15 protein-coding genes and 1 pseudogene are annotated in these 17,947 nt (G+C 63.2%); 8 read left to right on the top strand and 8 right to left on the bottom strand.

Translation table 11 applies throughout. The features are described from left to right. The first annotated feature begins 327 nt into the window (after positions 1-327). The 3 genes from GJ634_RS01545 to GJ634_RS01535 all read left to right on the top strand — a co-directional run bounded on the left by GJ634_RS01545 (position 328) and on the right by GJ634_RS01535 (position 2,313). Positions 328-855: a sulfatase-like hydrolase/transferase gene (locus tag GJ634_RS01545; RefSeq protein ID WP_331713942.1), complete on the top strand. Its 528-nt coding sequence runs from the start codon at positions 328-330 to the stop codon at positions 853-855. 227 nt (positions 856-1,082) lie between these two features. After that, the gene (locus GJ634_RS01540; RefSeq protein WP_157500177.1) at positions 1,083-1,724 is read left to right on the top strand and encodes an FkbM family methyltransferase; all 642 of its coding nucleotides are present in this window, start codon (positions 1,083-1,085) and stop codon (positions 1,722-1,724) included. Between the two features lie 91 nt (positions 1,725-1,815). Beyond that, the gene (locus tag GJ634_RS01535) at positions 1,816-2,313 is read left to right on the top strand and encodes a hypothetical protein (RefSeq protein ID WP_157500176.1); all 498 of its coding nucleotides are present in this window, start codon (positions 1,816-1,818) and stop codon (positions 2,311-2,313) included. A 285-nt stretch (positions 2,314-2,598) separates the two neighbouring features. Here the strand turns inward: GJ634_RS01535 and GJ634_RS01525 are convergent, their stop codons facing one another. Together GJ634_RS01525 and GJ634_RS01520 are read right to left on the bottom strand one after the other, a co-directional pair. Continuing rightward, on the bottom strand, positions 2,599-4,023 hold the full coding sequence (locus GJ634_RS01525; protein WP_157500175.1) for a sulfatase-like hydrolase/transferase: 1,425 nt from the start codon (positions 4,021-4,023) through the stop codon (positions 2,599-2,601). Continuing rightward, positions 4,016-5,017 (bottom strand): glycosyltransferase family 4 protein, encoded by a 1,002-nt coding sequence (locus GJ634_RS01520; protein ID WP_197425357.1) that lies wholly within the window; start codon positions 5,015-5,017, stop codon positions 4,016-4,018. The genes GJ634_RS01525 and GJ634_RS01520 overlap by 8 nt, the downstream gene beginning before the upstream one ends. Positions 5,018-5,447: 430 nt before the next feature. Here GJ634_RS01520 and GJ634_RS01515 point away from each other — a divergent pair, with 430 nt between their 5' ends. Beyond that, positions 5,448-6,515, top strand: a complete 1,068-nt coding sequence (locus GJ634_RS01515; protein ID WP_157500173.1) for a glycosyltransferase family 87 protein — start codon at positions 5,448-5,450, stop codon at positions 6,513-6,515. 6 nt (positions 6,516-6,521) lie between these two features. Here the strand turns inward: GJ634_RS01515 and GJ634_RS01510 are convergent, their stop codons facing one another. After that, on the bottom strand, positions 6,522-7,832 hold the full coding sequence (locus tag GJ634_RS01510; protein WP_197425356.1) for a glycosyltransferase family 87 protein: 1,311 nt from the start codon (positions 7,830-7,832) through the stop codon (positions 6,522-6,524). 403 nt (positions 7,833-8,235) lie between these two features. Here GJ634_RS01510 and GJ634_RS01505 point away from each other — a divergent pair, with 403 nt between their 5' ends. The 3 genes from GJ634_RS01505 to GJ634_RS01495 are packed head-to-tail and all read left to right on the top strand — an operon-like array spanning position 8,236 to position 12,816. Next, positions 8,236-11,457, top strand: coding sequence for an oligosaccharyl transferase, archaeosortase A system-associated (locus GJ634_RS01505; protein ID WP_157500171.1), 3,222 nt, complete (start codon positions 8,236-8,238; stop codon positions 11,455-11,457). Next, positions 11,457-12,392, top strand: coding sequence for a DUF368 domain-containing protein (locus GJ634_RS01500; RefSeq protein WP_157500170.1), 936 nt, complete (start codon positions 11,457-11,459; stop codon positions 12,390-12,392). The genes GJ634_RS01505 and GJ634_RS01500 overlap by 1 nt, the downstream gene beginning before the upstream one ends. Positions 12,393-12,450: 58 nt before the next feature. Next, positions 12,451-12,816 carry a hypothetical protein gene (locus GJ634_RS01495; RefSeq protein ID WP_157500168.1) on the top strand — a complete coding sequence of 122 codons (366 nt, stop codon included), beginning with the start codon at positions 12,451-12,453 and terminating at the stop codon, positions 12,814-12,816. 99 nt (positions 12,817-12,915) lie between these two features. Here GJ634_RS01495 and GJ634_RS01490 read toward each other — a convergent pair. From GJ634_RS01490 to GJ634_RS01470, 5 genes and pseudogenes are all read right to left on the bottom strand, one after another. Next, positions 12,916-13,269 (bottom strand): annotated as a pseudogene (locus tag GJ634_RS01490) (helix-turn-helix transcriptional regulator); the annotation flags it as partial. Positions 13,270-13,294: 25 nt separating this feature from the next. Next, positions 13,295-13,984 carry an NRDE family protein gene (locus GJ634_RS01485; RefSeq protein WP_331713940.1) on the bottom strand — a complete coding sequence of 230 codons (690 nt, stop codon included), beginning with the start codon at positions 13,982-13,984 and terminating at the stop codon, positions 13,295-13,297. A 25-nt stretch (positions 13,985-14,009) separates the two neighbouring features. After that, positions 14,010-15,476 (bottom strand): o-succinylbenzoate--CoA ligase, encoded by a 1,467-nt coding sequence (menE, locus tag GJ634_RS01480; RefSeq protein ID WP_157500164.1) that lies wholly within the window; start codon positions 15,474-15,476, stop codon positions 14,010-14,012. Between the two features lie 41 nt (positions 15,477-15,517). Beyond that, on the bottom strand, positions 15,518-16,471 hold the full coding sequence (locus tag GJ634_RS01475) for an o-succinylbenzoate synthase (RefSeq protein WP_394350861.1): 954 nt from the start codon (positions 16,469-16,471) through the stop codon (positions 15,518-15,520). Beyond that, positions 16,468-17,400: a 1,4-dihydroxy-2-naphthoate polyprenyltransferase gene (locus GJ634_RS01470; RefSeq protein WP_157500162.1), complete on the bottom strand. Its 933-nt coding sequence runs from the start codon at positions 17,398-17,400 to the stop codon at positions 16,468-16,470. Before GJ634_RS01470 ends, GJ634_RS01475 begins: the two co-directional genes overlap by 4 nt. A 115-nt stretch (positions 17,401-17,515) precedes the next feature. Here GJ634_RS01470 and GJ634_RS01465 point away from each other — a divergent pair. Beyond that, a partial coding sequence (locus GJ634_RS01465; RefSeq protein WP_331713939.1) for a histidine kinase N-terminal 7TM domain-containing protein occupies positions 17,516-17,947 on the top strand: 432 nt, incomplete at its 3' end.

Below are 17,947 nucleotides of genomic sequence, written 5' to 3'. Positions count from 1 at the left end.
CAAATGGGACGACCCCCACTGGCGGCAAAGAAGGTTACAGCACTGTGTCGCGAAGCCCGTCCATCGATGGCTGTCCTCGAGTGAGGAGTGTCGTGACATTCTCGATTAGGAATGGGACAATCTCATAATCCTGGACGCTTGTCGCGCTGAGTGGTTTGAGAGTGCTGCTGACCTTTCTATGTTTGATTCCTATGAAAAGTCAGTTAGCTGTGCATCCCAGACACCGGAATGGCTGCGCACTGTGTTTGCGAAACGAGATCTAGGAGATACAGTATACGTCACTGCGAACCCTTATAGCGCTAAAATCGCGCCAATTCGCTTCACAAAATAATTGACGTTTCCCGGGAAGACTGGGATTCCGACTTGGGGAGCGTGTGGGCAGACAAAGTTATCGATGCCGCGATTGACGCATTAGATTCGTATCCGGATAAGCGACTACTGATTCATTTCCTTCAGCCACACACTCCCTTCGTGGATTCCGATTTCCCTGATGACGTCGTTGAGAGCGCGTTCGAGGCGATTACTACGGGCCGCATCGAAAGAGAGTCTGTAGAACAGGCGTATTTGGCCAATCTCTCATATGTACTTGACTACGTCGAGTCCCTCATTAAAGAACTCCCGAATCGAACTGTCGTTTCTGCAGACCACGGCGAGATGCTCGGTGAACGCGCATGGCCGGTTCCGATTCGATGTTATGGCCACATCCTGGGCATACGAACACCCGAACTGACCAACGTACCATGGGCCGTGGTAGACGGAGAACCGCGGGAAATGACCGATGAAGGAGTCTTAGAGTTTATACCGGACACAGATGGCGCCGTCGAAGATCGTCTTGAAGCCCTCGGATACCGATAACGGCGGTGATTTCTGTTGGTCGTATCGAAAACTACGTGGATATTCGGCCATCTGGAGCTGGCCGAAGTTGTGGCTCCGTACTCACGTCGGTATAGTAAAACTTTGATTGTGTATTAGTCATCTATGTGTCACTCGATGATGAAACCTGGGTTTTCGCCCACCGACGCCTCTTCGAACACCATCTAAACATTAAAGAGGATACCCCGACTATATTTTCCAAATTAGCGATGTTTGAAGACATCCTCCGTCCGGTATACGACCGGTTTAGGACGCTGTTACCGCGGAAGGAGAGCAACTGTAATGGTGTCAAGACTCGTCGTGCCTACCTGTTCGACCGGACGACGGAGTGGCCGGACTACGAGGAAGAACTCCTCGAAACGCTGCGAACACACGTCTCTCCGGGCGACTCCGTCGTTATCGTCGGCGGTGGCTGGGGCGTTTCGGCGGTCACGGCCGCGGAGCGAGGCGCCACGGCGACGGTGTATGAACCGAGCAACGAGCAAGTAAAGCGAGTCAGGGAAGCAGCGGCCCTCAACGACGTGGCGGAGTCGATTACGGTTCGGCACGCGAAAGTCGGTGAGACCGGAGAGGTGTGGGGCGAGAGTTCCGCGTCCGTCGTGTCGCCGAGTGACCTGCCGGAGTGTGACCTCCTCGAACTCGACTGTGAGGGGGCGGAGTTGGAAATCCTCCGCGCGATAACGATTCGGCCGCCCGTCATCGCCGTCGAGTGCCATCCGAGCCACGGTGTTCCCGAGGAGGATGTGCGGGCCGTGTTGACTGACCTCGGCTACGAAATCACGAACCGCGCTCGTGAGACCCAATCGGACAGCGTCGTCATACTGACCGGAGAATTGGACTCGGGTTCGTAGACGGAACACCCGAATCTCGGCAGTGGGCCATCGCAGTCTCAGATGTGCCTGAGCGGAAATTATATTTTATGTGATAGAGTCGTTTAGCGTGATGAATGATGCCTTGGATCGAATAGCGATACGAGCCCCGTCTTTCGTCACGGCTCCCTTTCGGGACACGCGCCTCGAAGATGCCTTCTATTGGTTTCGGTTTCAGGTCGCGGAGTACGACTCGGTCTCTATTCCGGTCCCGAACGGCGCGGTCGACCTGACGGGCCCTGTCAAATTCCCGTTCTACACCCGGATGCAGCGTGGCGACGAGTACGAACCGAACCTCGTCTCGGAACTGGAAACCAGTTTGGATGAGAGCGATGTGGTTTATGATATTGTGTCCCGGTTCGGATTTTTCAGCAAATATTCGGCGCTGGTCGGCGTTCAACCGGAGAATATCCACTCGTTCGAGGTGAATCGGTATCGCTACTATCTGTTACAGGAGAACCTCGACGACGGGGAACAGATCGTCCATTCCCGGGTCGATTCATCGACCGAGCGGCGACCCGTGAGTATCGACAGCTATACTGACCGACACAAGTCACCCACAGTCGTTTAAATCGAAGTCGAGGGCGCGGAGTATGACGTGCTTCAGGGGATGACAACCACGATTGAGGAGGGTTCTCCGAAACTTTACGTCGAAATCATCCCCAACTACTGACTCAGTTCGGACATACCGATAAGGCTATCCTACGGCTATTGGAACGCCACGAATATGATATTTAAATATAGAACCACCGCGAATCCGAAGAACGGTGGAGTCACGCGACAGACGAGCGACCGACGAAGGAACCTATCTCCTCCGCGCCGAACGAGAAGACCGTATGAACTCGACCGGAACGGATCAGATATAGCCCAAGTCTTCGAGCCGTCCTTTCGTCGCGTCGTCGACGTCGACTGACTGTTCGCTCGCCTCGGCCTGCCGCTTGTACTCCGCCAGCGGAACGTCGAACAACTTCGTGGCCCATTCGGGCACGGCGTCCAACGAGCCGACTTCCTCCTGCCACGACGGTTTCGAGCGGTCGATCCGGTACTCCGTTTTGTTGCCCAGCGAGTCCCACTCGACTTTCGTATCGTCGCGGTATACGCAGCGAATCATCCGATCCCAGAACTCGTACTCTTCGTCGTCAGGGTCGGGACCGCCGACGCCCATACCGACTACTTCGGCTGGCACCCGGTCACGGAACGTCGGGTTCGGGTCGCCCTCGACCATGCTGATAATGAGGTCTCCGAGGTCGAGGTGTGAGAACAGGTCGGTGTAGGTTTCCTGCATCCCATCCGGCGCGTTGACGATATAGAGCGGAACGTGGAGGAGTGCCTCAGTGAGACTGCTCGTGTGGCCAATCCATCGATTGTCCGCCGGGTAGACCAGATTCTCGCCGTGGTCTGCGGTGATGAGGAAAATCGTCTCCTCGTCAGTCTGCTCCCGCACGTCGTCGATGAACTCCAACACCTTCCGGTCGAGGTAATCGATAGCAGTGGCGTACAGTTCGCGATGATACTCGATGTCCTGCTCGTACACCTCCCAGTTCCCGTCGTTGATGTCCTGGTCGTCGAAGTTGAACGAGGTCCAATCGTTCGGGGCCGAGTGCATGCTCCGGTCGTATCCTCGGACGTGATGGACCGGCCCGTGCGCGTCCATGAAGTTCGTGAAGAGGAAGAACGGCTCGTCGCCATTCGCCGCTTTCGAGCGGGCGCTCCGCGCGACGACGCTCGCGCCGTCGTCGAGTAACTTCGGGACCGGAGCTCGTCGCAGGAGGTCGTTCAGTTTGAATAGTCCGCCGTTTGCGAGACTTTGGAGAGGATGGTCGTGCGCGGCGCTTTGACGGAGGAACTCGACGTACCGCACAAGTCCGGTTTCCTCGCGTTCCTGAATGAACTTCTCCATGTCCATTCCGTCAGGAAACCGCCGATGGGGAGCAATATCGGAATAATCGTCAAAAATCGCATCAAAGCCGAACGTAGAGCTAGCGTATACGTTTGCGCTCGCACCGTACGCGCTGTGGCTCGGGAGGTCACCGAGGAACGTATCGTCTCGGCTGATACCGGTGAAGACACGATTATGCGTGTGGATGCCGTGCTGGTGAGGGAGCAACCCCGTCATGAAACTCGGATGGCTTGGGACGCTCCACGAACTTGCTGCTCGGCACTGGTCGAAGGACACGTTCGCGCGGGATTGAATTCGTGGCGCGTGTTCGTCGAAGAAGTCCTTCCGTACCGAGTCGAGAACAATCAGGACGACGTTTGGTGTGGATTGTGAATCAGTCATGATGGAATGAAGTTATCGCGTCCCTGAACTCCGCTGCCTGAGTATCTTCCGTTACGTCAATAACCTTCTTTCGTTGCGTTTTACCAAGTCCGACTCGCTCTGCTGCGGGCCGTTCGAGCGTCGTTTTAAGCGTCTCGGTGAGGGATTCGGCTGTGAGTTCGGCGACGACTGAGTCGTCGACGAGCTCACGCGCCCCCACACCGGTTGTGACGACAGTTGGCGTCCCCGACAGCATACCCTCCGCTGCTGCGACCGAAAATGCATCCCCAGAGGAAGGTTGCACGTACATCGTTGCCCGGTCGAAGAAGTCGACGAACGTCTCGATATCGACGTATCCCGGTGTCTTTATCCAGGGGCGTGTGCTGTACGGCTCATCCGGGTGGTCAGGACCGAGAATCGTGAGCGAAAGGCCGTCGCGCCACCGGTCCCGGAGGGCCGAGCTGGCATCACAGAGCATCGGGTAGTTGTTCGCGGGCTTTGCAGTGCCGACGGTCAGGAGGTGGATGCCCTCCGCTGTTGGCGAGGAGGGCGTCAGTACTCGGAGTTGTTCGTGTTTGGCGTCGGCGATAGGCGGATACACTTTCTGCGACGGGACGCCGTGGATGTAGCGGCGAATCGACGCATCGACGTCGTCGCTTATCGGGATGACGCCGTCAAGTAGCCGACTCGCCAGGGGCCCGAGTGCGCGCCACAAGTAGCGGGTCGGACGGCCGTCGAGTTCATAGAACGTCTCGTCGGCCGCGAGGAACACGAGCGTCGCATCCGGGTTTATGAGACCATACGCGAGGAGAGTCTGAAGCGGTGCGGAGCCCTCCGCGATGACGACATCGTAGGACCGCGAGAGCGTCAGACCGGTCTTCAGTCGGTCGAATTCGGAGTGGGTATTTCCCCGACACTCCTCCCGTTCGTCGCCCGTCTCGAAGTGAACGAAGTCGGCGTCAACCGCAGTTCCGAAGGTGACGTGTGCCGGGTGAGGGTCATCACCCTGATACAAGAGGCACACTCGCTGAGACGAGAGTACATCGGACGACGGGGGCATTAGTCGCGGTTAGTTCGCGAGGCCATATTTCCCTGTCGGTCGTCAGGGGCGAGAGTGGTAAAACCGTTGCTGGGCTGCTAACCAACACGGTGAGCCGTGCTTGGAGGGGTGCACGGCGTTCGTCAAACTGAAGTGTCGCCTCCGTATTTTCTGGTGTACTGATGAAACCGCCACGCTCGGGGCTTCTTTCCCTGTATTCGTCACAAATACAGTCTCAGACCACACGGTTTGAACAGCTCCTCGTATTCGCCATCGCCGCAATCTTCCTCGTGTATCCGGTCATCGTGGCGGTTGCAACCTTTCTCGGGGCATCCTTTGAGATGAACTTCATGGACTTCGGGGCTTACTACAGCGCTGCCGGGCGCTTTTTGGAGGGGGGGGGTCACTGTACTATACACCTTCTCGACCCGCGGCACCGTCCCACCCCGGTGGAGTATTTCCCTATCTCTATCCGCCGGTCGTTATTGTACCGTTCATCCCACTCGCACTTCTGCCATTCTGGGTGGCCGCTGGTATTTGGGTTACCGTGTCTCTCGTGGTCGCGGTTTTCGGTGCTAAGACACTCCTCAACGCGTACGGTGTCCGTCTCTCGAGCGCGAAGATGCTCCTGCTCGCCTACGGTATTTTCGCGTTCGCGCCGACACTAATTTGGATCAAGCTCGGACAAGTCACGGGGATATTCGTCGGGAGCCTCTGTTTCGCGGCCGCGTCTCTCGAACGCAACCCTGACGGCCGATTCGGGTGGTTGGGTTTCGTACTGTTGCCGGCGGTCGTGAAACCCCCCTACGCAGTCACGATGGCTCCAGCGTTGAATGACTATCGGCGCGTACTCCGAGTAGCCATTCTCGGAATTGCCGTCATCGCGGTGAGCGTATTACTGTTCGGTATTGAAGCGCACGAGGCGTACCTCGGGGTCCTCCGTGAAGGGAAAGGTTGGCACCTCGATGCACTCCCGATTTCGAAGTTCAGTTTTTTCGTCTTTCGTCCATTTCACGTTCTCGGGTCGGCCCGGGTCGTCCTTCGCGGTGTCCTCCTCGTCTCGTTAGTAGGTTACGTGCTGGGGCGTAGATCTCGTCGATCCCACGTTGAACGCGCGCTGTTTGCGCTCGGCTGTGCTGCCGTCCCCGTGCTCCATCCGACAGTGAACACTCTAGCGCTCAACGCTCTCATCCCGGCCTACCTAATCGTGTTCGTGTCGGAGTTCCGTCGGTCAGACGGAACTCTAACTGTACCACTGCTGTCGCTTGTGCTAGTTCAAGTTCATCCCTACACCACATCGGTTTTATCTTGGACCGGAACGGGGGCGCTATCTCCGCTTGAACCCCTCATCCCACTTGTTCCGGTCCTCCAGCCGGGACTCTGGGGAGTCGTAACTCTCGTCGCGTTCATCGTTTATCGTATCGAACGCGACGAGGGCGGTCTCCCGCTTCCTGAGGATGGTAGCGTTTGCTGACCGACGCTATCGGTACGGCATACCGGATACAGCACGCCGTGCCCACCAGAGCGCCAGCACGTAGAACGCGAGAACGCCGTAAACACCGGGTTGGAGGAGCGTGAGCACTGGGTGTGCGTCCAGCAGCCCTACGAGGTTCGCGTGACCCGATCCAACGACGACTTCCATCACGTAGGTGTGTACGTGCGTGAGAACGAATGCTCCGCCGAGAATCGCGAACGACCAACCGCCGACTCCAAATGCGTGAACACCGAACACGACGAACGCCGCCAACACCAGTCCGAGGTCGATGAGCGTCGTGCTTCCGAGGGCTGTGAACAACAGGAGAATCGAGAGCGCGTACAGCTCGATGTCCGCCTTGTTTCGTCGGACATAATGAACGAACACCCAGACTACGGGGACGATAGTGAGAAGGCGAGCGAATACCGCGTACTCCCCGAGGAACCAGAAGACGTTGAGCGCCTCTACACTCCATGTCGTGACTGGGCCGACGCTCTTGGACGACGCAAGTAGTGTGTCTACAATAATGCTATAATACTCCTCAGTGGTGTCGAATCCGAACGTCGCCACGGATAGCGCGTTCGCCGCCAGGATGGTGATACCGAACCCGAGGAGGCCACGCCACCGATTGTCACTAAGCGACGCGAAGACCATGGTAGGTGCGGCCCAGTAGGGCTTCACGAGTGTCGCCAGCGCGATGGCTGTACCTCCTCCGGTGTATGATGAGCGTCTATACGACCACCACGCAACAGCGGCACATAGATACGCGAACGGCGTCATCTGGCCAACTTTGAAGTTCGCGACCATCGGGGCAAAACCGATCGAAGCGGCAGAAATGCCCATTAACGTCTTCTTCGATGGCTCGAAATCGGCGTATTCGGTCTCCACATCAAGAAGGAGATATGTCCCGAATCCAGTCGCGAGAATCGACAGGCCAAGTAGAATGAATTTGTAGACAACGTAGCCGAACAGAGAGATAGTTGCAAAAAAGTAGTAAGTGGTTGGAAAGTAGTGGAATTCTTGAACGTTGTCTGGTTGCCACGTGTTGTAGAGTGGTCCACCGCTCCAAACGCGGATTACCATATTGTAGAATGCATCGGCATCAGTAGGACGCTCAATAGCGTAACGGTAGTCAGCCTCTGGTGGGACAGTAATATCGCCCTCGGGACTTATCTGGGTTGACGTGTATTGAATGTCTCCTCTTTCCGCCGTCTTCAGCGTACCCGTTCCGGCTAGTATGCCGACTAGGAGGATATTTAGGATACATAAGGAGAGGCATATAATTAACATCATTCTTCTAGATGGTGGTTGAATCATCAACATTTTCTTATCGTTCTATGAAAGATGGATATTAATATAGGTTGGTTTCGATTTGTCGTATATGTTCCCCGTTATTGACTGCTGGATAATTTGTGGGTATTGGTAGATTTACACTGGTTCTAATGTAACATAATTAGGGTATTCGAGGTAAAGGAGTCATATAAAATATATAATACTTGTTATCTCTATCCCTCCAAGTTAATCTGGCTGTCGTCCTTATTGTGGGGAGTTAAGATAAAATCCGACCGCTCATACATAGGATTGTAGCTCCTATTTAATCTATATTAGTTTATATTAAATTATCTAATAATATTAAATTAAATCTCTAAATCGAACTTTACGATTTCTACCTTCCCCAACTTCACAAGGCTTATTCGCGCGCTGTCAGTCCCTACCATCAATGAGCGAGACGAACGAGGAGTCGAGGGAGTCCTCCACGACGACCGACTCAGCCCTCGACACTCTCGAAAACTGGTACCATGTACCCGTGCTGGGAGCTGTCCTCACGTTCATGTTCTGGGTGCGCGTGCAAACGTGGGAGAATTTCACGCGGAACGGGGAAGTGTACTTCTCCGGGAACGACTCGTACTATCACTTCCGGGAAGTGATGTACACAGTCCAGCACTGGCCGTCTACGATGCCGTTCGATGTCTGGACGAATTTCCCGAATGGCACTAGCGTCGGCCAGTTTGGGACACTGTTCGACCAGATTATTGCCACCGCAGCACTCCTTGTCGGACTGGGAAGTCCTTCACAAAACACGATTGCACTCACACTCGCATTCGCGCCGGCAGTTTTCGGCGCTCTACTTACGATTCCGACGTATTTCATCGGAAAACGTCTGGGTGGTCGCCTTGGCGGTGTTTTCGCAGCAGTAATTCTCGGTCTCCTTCCGGGATACTTCCTCTCGCGAAGCCTCGTGGGCGCATCTGACCACAACGGTGCGGAGCCGCTGTTCCAGTCGCTGGCCCTGCTCGCGACGATGATTGCGCTTACCGTCGCACAACGCGAGAAACCGGTCTACGAGCAGTTCCTTGACCGCGATATTGCCGGCCTCCGTCGTGTAGTCGGCTGGAGCTTACTGGCTGGCGCTGCTACAGCGGCCTACATGTGGATGTGGCCACCAGGCGTTCTTCTCGTCGGTATCTTTGGCGTCTTCTACCTCGTGAAGCTGACTAGCGACTACTACAGTGGCACGAGTCCCGATCACGTCGCGGTCGTCGCCGCGGTCAGTTCCATGACGACCGGGCTCTTGATGCTGGTACCGATATCGAAACTGTCATTCTCTGCAACAAGCTTCTCTATTCTCCAGCCGCTGTTCTCGATTGCGGTCGGCGTCGGCGCCGTGTTCCTCGCGTGGCTCGCCCGCGAGTGGGACAACCGTGAACTTGACGCAACCTCGTACCCACTCGCCGTATTCGGTATTCTTGTCGTCGCACTCGGTGCGACGACCGTCGTGCTCCCTGACTTCTGGGGGATGCTACAAGGGAATCTCCTCCGCTTTGTCGGGTTCAGCGCGGGCGCAGCCACCCGGACTATCGGCGAGGCGCAGCCGTTCCTCTCCCAAACGAGCCGCTACGGCCTCGGGATGTTCGGGGTTATCTTCCTCGAGTACGGCCTCGCGTTCTTCACTGCACTCCTCGGCGCAGCGTGGATTCTGCTCCGCCCGCACTTCCGCAGCGGTAACCCACGGCGTATGGGTGGTGCAGCGGCCGCAATCCTCGTCGTCGGCGCGGTATTCACAATCCCCGGTATTGGCGACGCGCTTGGCAGCCTCCTCGGCGTTGACGGCCAGCTCGGCTCGCTCGCCATCGTCGGCGTCACCTTGCTCGCGGTCACCGTCACGGGCGACTACGACGCCGAACAACTACTTGTCGTCGTCTGGGGCGCGTTCATCACGTCGGCGGCGTTCACGCAGGTGCGGTTCAACTACTACCTCGTCGTGCCGGTCGTCGTGCTGAACGCGTACGTGCTGAAGGTCGTGCTCGGCTTCGTGAGCCTCGACAAGCCGGCCTCCCAAATCGAGGACGTCGACTGGTATCAGGTCGGCACGGTCGTCGCCGTCGTGCTGGTCGTGCTCGTGCCCATCGCAGCGCCCGTGGCGGCGTCCGCGACCGGCGACGGCCCGAGCCCGATTCGGTTGACGAACAATCAGGGCCAGCAGGTGCCGCTGCAGTCGGCGACGACCGTCGGCGCGGTGAACGGCCCCGGCGCGGTGACGGTGTGGGACGACGCGATGGATTGGATGCAGGAACACACGCCCGACCAAGGCAACTACGGCGGTGCAGGCAACGCCGACCAGTTGGACTACTACGGGACGTACAGCCAGACCGACGACTACGACTACCCCGCGGGCGCGTACGGCGTGATGTCGTGGTGGGACTACGGCCACTGGATGACCGTCGAAGGCCAGACGATCCCGGTCGCGAACCCGTTCCAGCAGCACGCCACGCAGGCCGCGAACTTCCTGCTCGCGCAGAACGAGACGGAGGCCGCGAACGCGCTCGAGGTCGTCAACGAGGACGACGCGAAGACGCGGTACGTCGCGGTGGACTCCCAGATGGTCTCCCCGCAGCAGAAGTTCGGCGCGCCGACCGTGTTCTACGACGGCCCGCGGAACTTCAGCACGGGGACGTTCTACACGCAGAACATCCTCTCGCAGTACGAGGACGGCCAGATCACGGACTACCGGTCGTTCAGCCAGCTCCCGACGCTGAACCACCAGGCGTACTACGAGTCGCTGATGGTGCGGCTCTACGAGACCCACGGGAGCGCCCAGCAGCCCCAGCCGGTCGTCGTCGACTGGCAGGACACCCTTGAGACGACGACGGGTGCGGACCTCTACAGCTTCGACCAGTCCGGCTCCCCGGTCCGGCAGTTCGACAACATGACCGCCGCCGAGGAATACGTCGCCAACGACACTACCGCCCAGATCGGCGGATTCAACGGCATCCCGCAGGAGTACGTGCCGGCGCTCCAGCACTACCGGCTCGTCGGGTCCAGCGACGACACGGGCGTGAAGCTCTTCGAGCGCGTGGAGGGCGCGACCGTGGAGGGCACCGGCCCGGCGAACGAGACGGTGACCGCGTCGGTGACGCTGAACATGACCCACCTCTCGCAGGACGGCCAGACGCCGCAGTTCACGTACACGCAGCGCGCCGAGACCGGCGCTGACGGCGAGTTCACGATGACGCTCCCGTACTCGACGTCCGGCTACGGCGAGTACGGCCCGGAGAACGGCTACACGAACACCTCGGTCCGCGGCGCGGGCGACTACGAGTTCACCACCGGCCCGACGGCTGGTGAGGACCTCACGACCGTCGAGTGGAACGCGACCGCCGACGTCACCGAGGGCCAGGTCCTCGGCGTCGAGGAGGGCGCGACCGAAGTCGACCTCGAGCGTCACGTCGTCGACCGGCCGGAGGGCGCCGAGCAGAACGACACGAGCAACGAGACGCAGTCGCTGGCGTCCCCCGACTCGGTGAGCGTCGACGAGACCACCACCGACACGACCACCGACGGCTCGAGTAGTGGGCCGCTCAGCGTCCAGTCGCCGTTCGGCGCGGCGGCCGCACTCGCTGCGCCGGCGGTCGCCGGCGCGCTCGGGCGTCGGTACGCATAATGGCCGGCCGCGACTGGCTGGCGGTCTACCTGAAGGGCGCCGCGATGGGCGCCGCCGACGCCGTCCCCGGCGTCTCTGGGGGGACGATCGCGCTCATCACGGGCATCTACGAGCGCCTCGTCGGCGCCATCGCCGCCCTCGACCCCGTGGACGCGCTGGGGTTGCTCGCGCTCGTTCCCCAGTTGGGTAGCGCCGACGCCCGCGAGGAGTTCTGGACGTCGCTCGTCGAGATGGACGTGCCGTTCCTCGCGATACTCGGCGGCGGCCTCATCACTGCCGTCGTGACGGTCGCGAACGTCGTCCACGTCGCCATCGCGGACTTCCCGGGCCTGACGTTCGCGTTCTTCTTCGGGCTCATCGCGGCCTCCGTGGTCGTCTTGCTCAGCGAGGTCGAACTCGACACCCCGGGGCGAATCGCGGCCGCCGTCGTCGGGTTCGTCCTCGCGTTCGTCCTGAGCGCGCAGGCCCAGACCGGCGCGCTCCCGGAGGTGCTCCCGGTCGTCTTCCTCGCGGGCGCCGTCGCCATCTGCGCGATGGTCCTCCCCGGCGTCTCGGGGTCGCTGCTGCTACTCACGCTTGGCATGTACGACACGATGACGTCGGCGGTGAGCACGACCACCGACGCCGTGCTCGGCGGGGACTTCGGCGCGGCCGTCGACCCAGTGACGACGCTGGTCGTGTTCACGGCGGGCGCCGGCGTCGGCATCCTCTCGTTCGCGCGCGTCGTCGAGTGGGCACTCGACCACTACCGCGCGGCGACCCTGACGTTCCTCGTCGCCCTCATGGCCGGGGCGCTCCGCGCGCCCGCGATTCAGGTCAGCGACGCGAACCCCGAGTGGACCGCCGCGAGCGCGGGCGTCGTCCTCGTCGCCGCCCTCCTCGGCGCGGGCGTCGTGCTCGTTCTCGACGCGACGACCGACGACCTCGACTACTGACGCCGACAGTTCCCGCCGCGGGAGGTGGTGTTTTCTTCGCTGCGGTGCAAGTGGCGGTATGCTCCCGTTCGACGACGAGACGCTCGCGCGCGTCGCCGCCGACACCGACGTCGAGCAGGCGGCGCTCCGCGAGGCCGCCGCGGCCGTCCAGTCGACGCTGTCGACGTTCCCCGGGCGGACGGTCGACGGCCTCGTCTACGAGTGGCGGCAGGCCGTGCGCGCGGACCCGCTGGTCGAACGCCGGCCGGACGCGTGGGTGCTCCGCGTCCCCGACCACGTCTGGGTCGACGTCCGCGACCGCGCCGGCGTCTCCGAGGACGTTGTCGACGCACTGCTCGCGCTGTACGCGACAGAAACGGGAACGGAGACAGCGTCGGACGACGACGGCGTGCCGCTCGTGGTCGGGCGGCGCGCCGACGAGTAAGCGACCCGCTTAGAATTCGCCGTCGGGTTCCTCTGCTTCGCCGGGACTCCCGGGTTCGACGTCCGGTTCGATCTCGGGTTCCGGTTCGGCGTCGACGTCGTCCTCGTACGCGAGGTTCATAATCCACTGCGAGAAGGCGTCGCTCTGGGCGTCGACCTCCTCCTCGCCGACGAACGGCGACAGCATCTGCCCGGCCATCAGCAGCGAGAAGTCCAACTCGCGCTCGTCGATGATGGGCGTGATGAGGTAGGTGGTGTTGCCCTCGTGGACGCTCTCCTCGCGCTCGACGAACCCCTTCTCCTCGAGCTTCGAGGCGATGCGGCTGCCCTTCCGCGAGGAGACGTCGAGCTCCTTCCAGAACTCGCTCTGGTGGATGCCCCGGGTCTCACGCACGAGTTCCAGCCCGCGTCGCTCGTCCTCCGAGAGGTCCGACTCGGTGGCTTCGGCGCTCATGTACGACACAGGGTGTGCGCGCGGTTTAAAGCTGACCGTCCACGCGTCGATAGTCGGTCTCGCAGGGCGGGCCGTCCGCGAACTCGTAGGCAACGGTGTCGTCCGCGCCAATCGTCACGAGCGAGGACGACCGCGTGCCGAAGCCGTCGCGGTGGACGCACGCGCCGGTCTCGTGGTCGCGGAGCGCGGTCCGGGCTGTCTCGAGCCACGCGTCGGGACTGTCGTGCCCGGTCAGCGTGTCCCGGACGGCGCGGGACTTCTCGGTGCCGTCGTCGTAGCCGGCGTTCACGACGACGTGCGTGCCGGGGTCGAAGGCGTGGGTTCGCAGCACGCCGTCCCACTCCAGCAGAACGCACTCGTTGCGGTCGGCGACCACGAGGTTGAACCCCGCGTACTCGCGGGCGGCGACCTCGCGCTCGACGGTCCCGATGGCGTCGTCGGCGTTGTCCGCTTCGAGCGCGTCAGTGACCAACAGTCCGCGCGAGCGCTCGCCCTCGATGTCCGACTCTCGGTTGGTCACGGCGACGAACACGCGGTGTTCGTTCACGCCGAGCCACGTCCCGCCGGCCTCCTCGTCCCGCGGCATCAACACCCGGGGGTCGCTGCCGCGGACGGCGGGCGGCGAGGACGGACGGCCGACTGCTTCGTCGCGGTTCGCGGCGACCACGAGCGGCGCGTCGTCGTAGGCCTGCCACGCGAATGCCAGCGTACACACGCCCCGTGCTACGGCCCGCCCGCACTTAGTTCTCGTCGCCCAACCGCGTGCGGACGGCCTCGCGGTCGACCGTCCCGGACGCGGTCCGCGGCAACGCGTCGGCGAACGCAATCGTCCGCGGGCGCTTGTAGCCCGCGAGCCGCTCGTCGCAGAACGCCCGCAGCGCCTCGCGGCTCGGGGCGTCGCCGTCGGGGACGACGAGCGCGGCGACGCGCTCGCCCCACTCCTCGTCGGCCAGCCCGACCACGGCGGCGTCCGCGACGCCCGGGTGCGCGCGGAGCACGTCCGCGACCTCCTCCGGGTGGACGTTCTCGCCGCCCGTGACAATCTGATCCGCTTGTCGACCGCCGACGTAGAGGTACCCCGTAGAATCCACGTAGCCGACGTCGCCAGTGCGGAGGCCGTGCTCGCAAAACCGCTCACTATTCGCGTCCTCCGAGAGGTAGCCGGGGGTGACCGTCGGCCCCGAGACGACGAGTTCGCCCGTCTCGCCCGCGGGCAGCACCTCGCCGTCCTCGCCGACGACTGTGACCTCGGTGCCGAGCAGCGGCCGGCCCGCGCTATTCGGCCGCTCGCGCGCCTCGCTGGCGTGCAGCGTCGCGACCTGCGAGGTGGTCTCGGTCATCCCGAACGTCGGGCAGACCGGAACGCTCGCGTCGAGCGCGCGCTCCACGAGTTCGGGCGGCGTGGGCGCACCGCCGACGAGCGCGAACCGCAGACTGTCGGGGACGTCGCCCGCGTCGAGGAGCCGCGAGAGCATCGTCGGCACGAGCGAGACGCCCGTGCAGTCGTAGCTGGCGAGCGCCTCGTTCGCGGCCTCGGCGTCGAACCCGCGTGCGAGCACCGCGGTCGTCCCGTACAGTGCGGAGCGCAGGACGACCGAGAGCCCGCCCATGTGGTACAGTGAGAGCGGGCAGAGCCAGCTGTCCCCGGGGAGGACGCCGAGCCGGAACGCCGAGGCGACGGCGCTCGCGGCGAAGTTCCCGTACGTCAGCCGGACCGCCTTCGGGTCGCCCGTCGTCCCCGACGTGAACATGACGGCGCGCGTGTCCGTCCACGAGAGGTCCGCGGGCTCGAAGCCGGCCGGTGTTCGCGCGCCGAACTGCTCTACGCCCTCTGTGGCGTCGACGCTCACCGCTGGCACCGGGAGGTCGCGGGCTACGCTTGCGGTGTCGTCCTCGCAGACGACGAGCGCGGGGCCGACGCGCTCGACCTGTGCCTCGAGTTCGGGCGGCGCGAGTCGCGCGTTCAGCGGCACGAGCACCGCGCCGAGCCGCGAGCACGCGAACACGAGCCGGACGAACGCGGGCCGGTTCGCCATCAAGACCGCGACGCGGTCCCCGCGCTGGACGCCACATGCTGCGAGCCGGCCCGCCGTCTCCTCGATGTCGGCATCCAGCTCGCGGAACGTCCACGACGCGTCGGTCGCGGCGTCCACGAGCGCGGTCGCGTCGGGGTTGCTGCGCGTCTGGAGCGCGACGGCGTCACGCATCCGCGTCCACCTCCGCGAGCGAGACGCCGTGACCAGGCGATTCAGGCACGCGAATCCGGCCGTTTTTCGACGGGCGTGGGGTCGGCCGCGAGGTCCGCGGCGAGCCGGTCGGCGGTCGCGAGCCCGCAGGCCGGTACGTCGGGAATCGCGGCGGCGAGGTGGACGGCGGCGGTCCGCGCGACGACGGCGTCGACGGTCGTCGTCACGACAGGTTCGACGCCGGCCTCGCGGGCGTCGCTGGCGGCGTCGAGCGCGCGGTCGACGCCCCCGAGCGCCATCGGCTTCAACACGACGTAGTCGGCGGCGTCGAGTACGTCGGCGAGTGTGTGCTCGGTCAGCGACTCGTCGAGCGCGACGCCCACGCCGCCCCCGCGGAGGTCGCGGTGTCCCGCGAGGTCGTCCGCGGAGAGTGGCTGTTCGACGTACTCCACGCCGATATCGGCGAACGCGCCGAACGCCTCGCGGGCTTGCTCGCGCGTCCACGCACCGTTCGCGTCCGCGCGCAGCGTCGCGTCCGTGGTTTCGCGCACTCTCTGGAGGCGTTCGACGTCTTCTTCGACGGAGCGCGCGCCGACCTTCACCTTCACCGTCTCGAAGCCCGTTTCGGCGGCCCGTCGAGCTTCCGCGGCCGTTTCGGCGGGCGAGCCGTCGCCGACCGTCGCGTTCACCGGAACGGACTCTGCGGAGTCCTCCGCGAGGTATTCGGCGAGCGAGACGTTCGCGTCGCGTGCTTCCGAATCGAGTTGCGCGAGCGAGACGGCGTGCCGCGCGGCCGGAGCATCTTCGCAGGCGTCGAGCGCGTCGTGCCAGTTGTCGGCGTCGTCGGCGGCGTCGAGCGCTCGCTCGCAGGTCTCGTAGGGTTCGGTCCAGCCCGGGAGCGGCGTCGCTTCGCCGAGGCCGCCCTCTCGAGCGAACAGGAAGCCGCGGCGCTCGTCGATGGTGCCGCGGGCGGTCTCGAGCGGCTGGGCGAGTTCGAGCGCGAACGGGCGAATCATACGGCGAGGCCGGCGCCGAACAGGATGGCGTACAGCGCGAGCAGCTGGCCCGTCCGGGTGAGCGCGGGGTTGAGCGCGTCGCCGTCAGTGCGCGTGAACAGCGTCTTCGTGACGCGGGCGGCGAGCGGCACGGAGAGATACGGCAGGAACACCGCGGGGTCGCCGGTGCGCGCGAAGAACCACACCGGGACGGCGTACGCCAGTACGAGCAGCGCGGCGAACTGGACGCGGGAGAACGTGTAGCCGAAGCGCACTGCGAGCGTGCGCTTGCCGGTGGTGGCGTCCTCTTCGCGGTCGCGGACGTTGTTCACGACGAGGACGTTCGTCGCGATAGCCGCAATAGGGAGGCTCGCGACCACCGCTGCGAGCGGCACCGAGCCCGCGGGGATGCCGACGGGGACGCCGGCGACGAAGCTCGCGGCCTGCACGTAGTACGCGCCCGTGACGGCGACGAGGCCGAAGAAGACGAAGACGAACAGGTCGCCGAGGCCGTGGTAGCCCAGCGGGTACGGGCCACCCGTGTACGCGATGCCGGAGGCGACGCTGACGAGGCCGACGACGAGGATGGGGACGCCGCCCACCCAGACGAGGTAGGTGCCGACGAGGATGGCCGCGGCGAACGTCAGGTACATCGCGCGCTTGACCTCGCCGGGTTCGATGAGGCCGCCGGCGGTGACGCGCGTGAACCCCTCGCGGTCTTCGGTGTCGGCGCCCTGCACGGCGTCGTAGTAGTCGTTCGCGAAGTTCGTGCCGATCTGGATGAGCGCGGCGCCGACGAACGCGGCGAACGCGGGCAGCGGCGCGAACACGCCGTCGCGGACCGCGAGCCCGACCGCGACCAGGATGGGGGCGGCCGCGACCGGGAGCGTGTGCGGGCGCGCGGCGATGAGCCACGCCTCCCGCCGGGAGACGTCAGCCGTGTCGGTCATGGCCCGTGGTTGGGCGAGCGCGCCCATAGCGGTGGCGGTCCCGGGCGTCGCCGGACACCCGAGCGACCCGCCGGAAAGCGGACGTATAAGTCGGTGAAGCGACCTCTTCGAAGGGATGGCGCTATCGCTCGTCTTTCTGGCGTACGTCGCCGCGTTCGGCGCCGCGGTACTGGGGTGTGCCGTCGGCCTCCGGCGCGCGCTCCGGGTCGCGGACGCCGACACGCGCCGCGGACTCGCGGGCGTGGTCGCGGGCAGCGGCGGCTGGGCGCTGTTCGAGCTCGCGTTCCTCGTCGCTCCCTCGCGGTTCCTAAAGTACGTCGCGTACGACCTCAGCCTCGTCGTCGGGCTCTCCACGGTGGGCGCGTGGCTGTACTTCTGCTCGGCGTACACCGGCCGGTCGTTCCACCGCAACCCCACCTACCGCCGGGCGGCCGTCGGCACGTACGTCGCCATCGTGGCCGTGAAGCTCACCAACCACGTCCACGGCCTCTACTTCTCGACGACGGCCGTCGACGCGCCGTTCCCGCACCTCGCCGTCCAGCACGGC

It is taken from the genome of Halobacterium sp. CBA1126, assembly GCF_009741975.1.
Classification (GTDB): domain Archaea; phylum Halobacteriota; class Halobacteria; order Halobacteriales; family Halobacteriaceae; genus Halobacterium.
The sequence above is the reverse complement of the archived record's forward strand: the minus strand, read 5'-3'. Positions and strand labels throughout refer to the sequence as shown.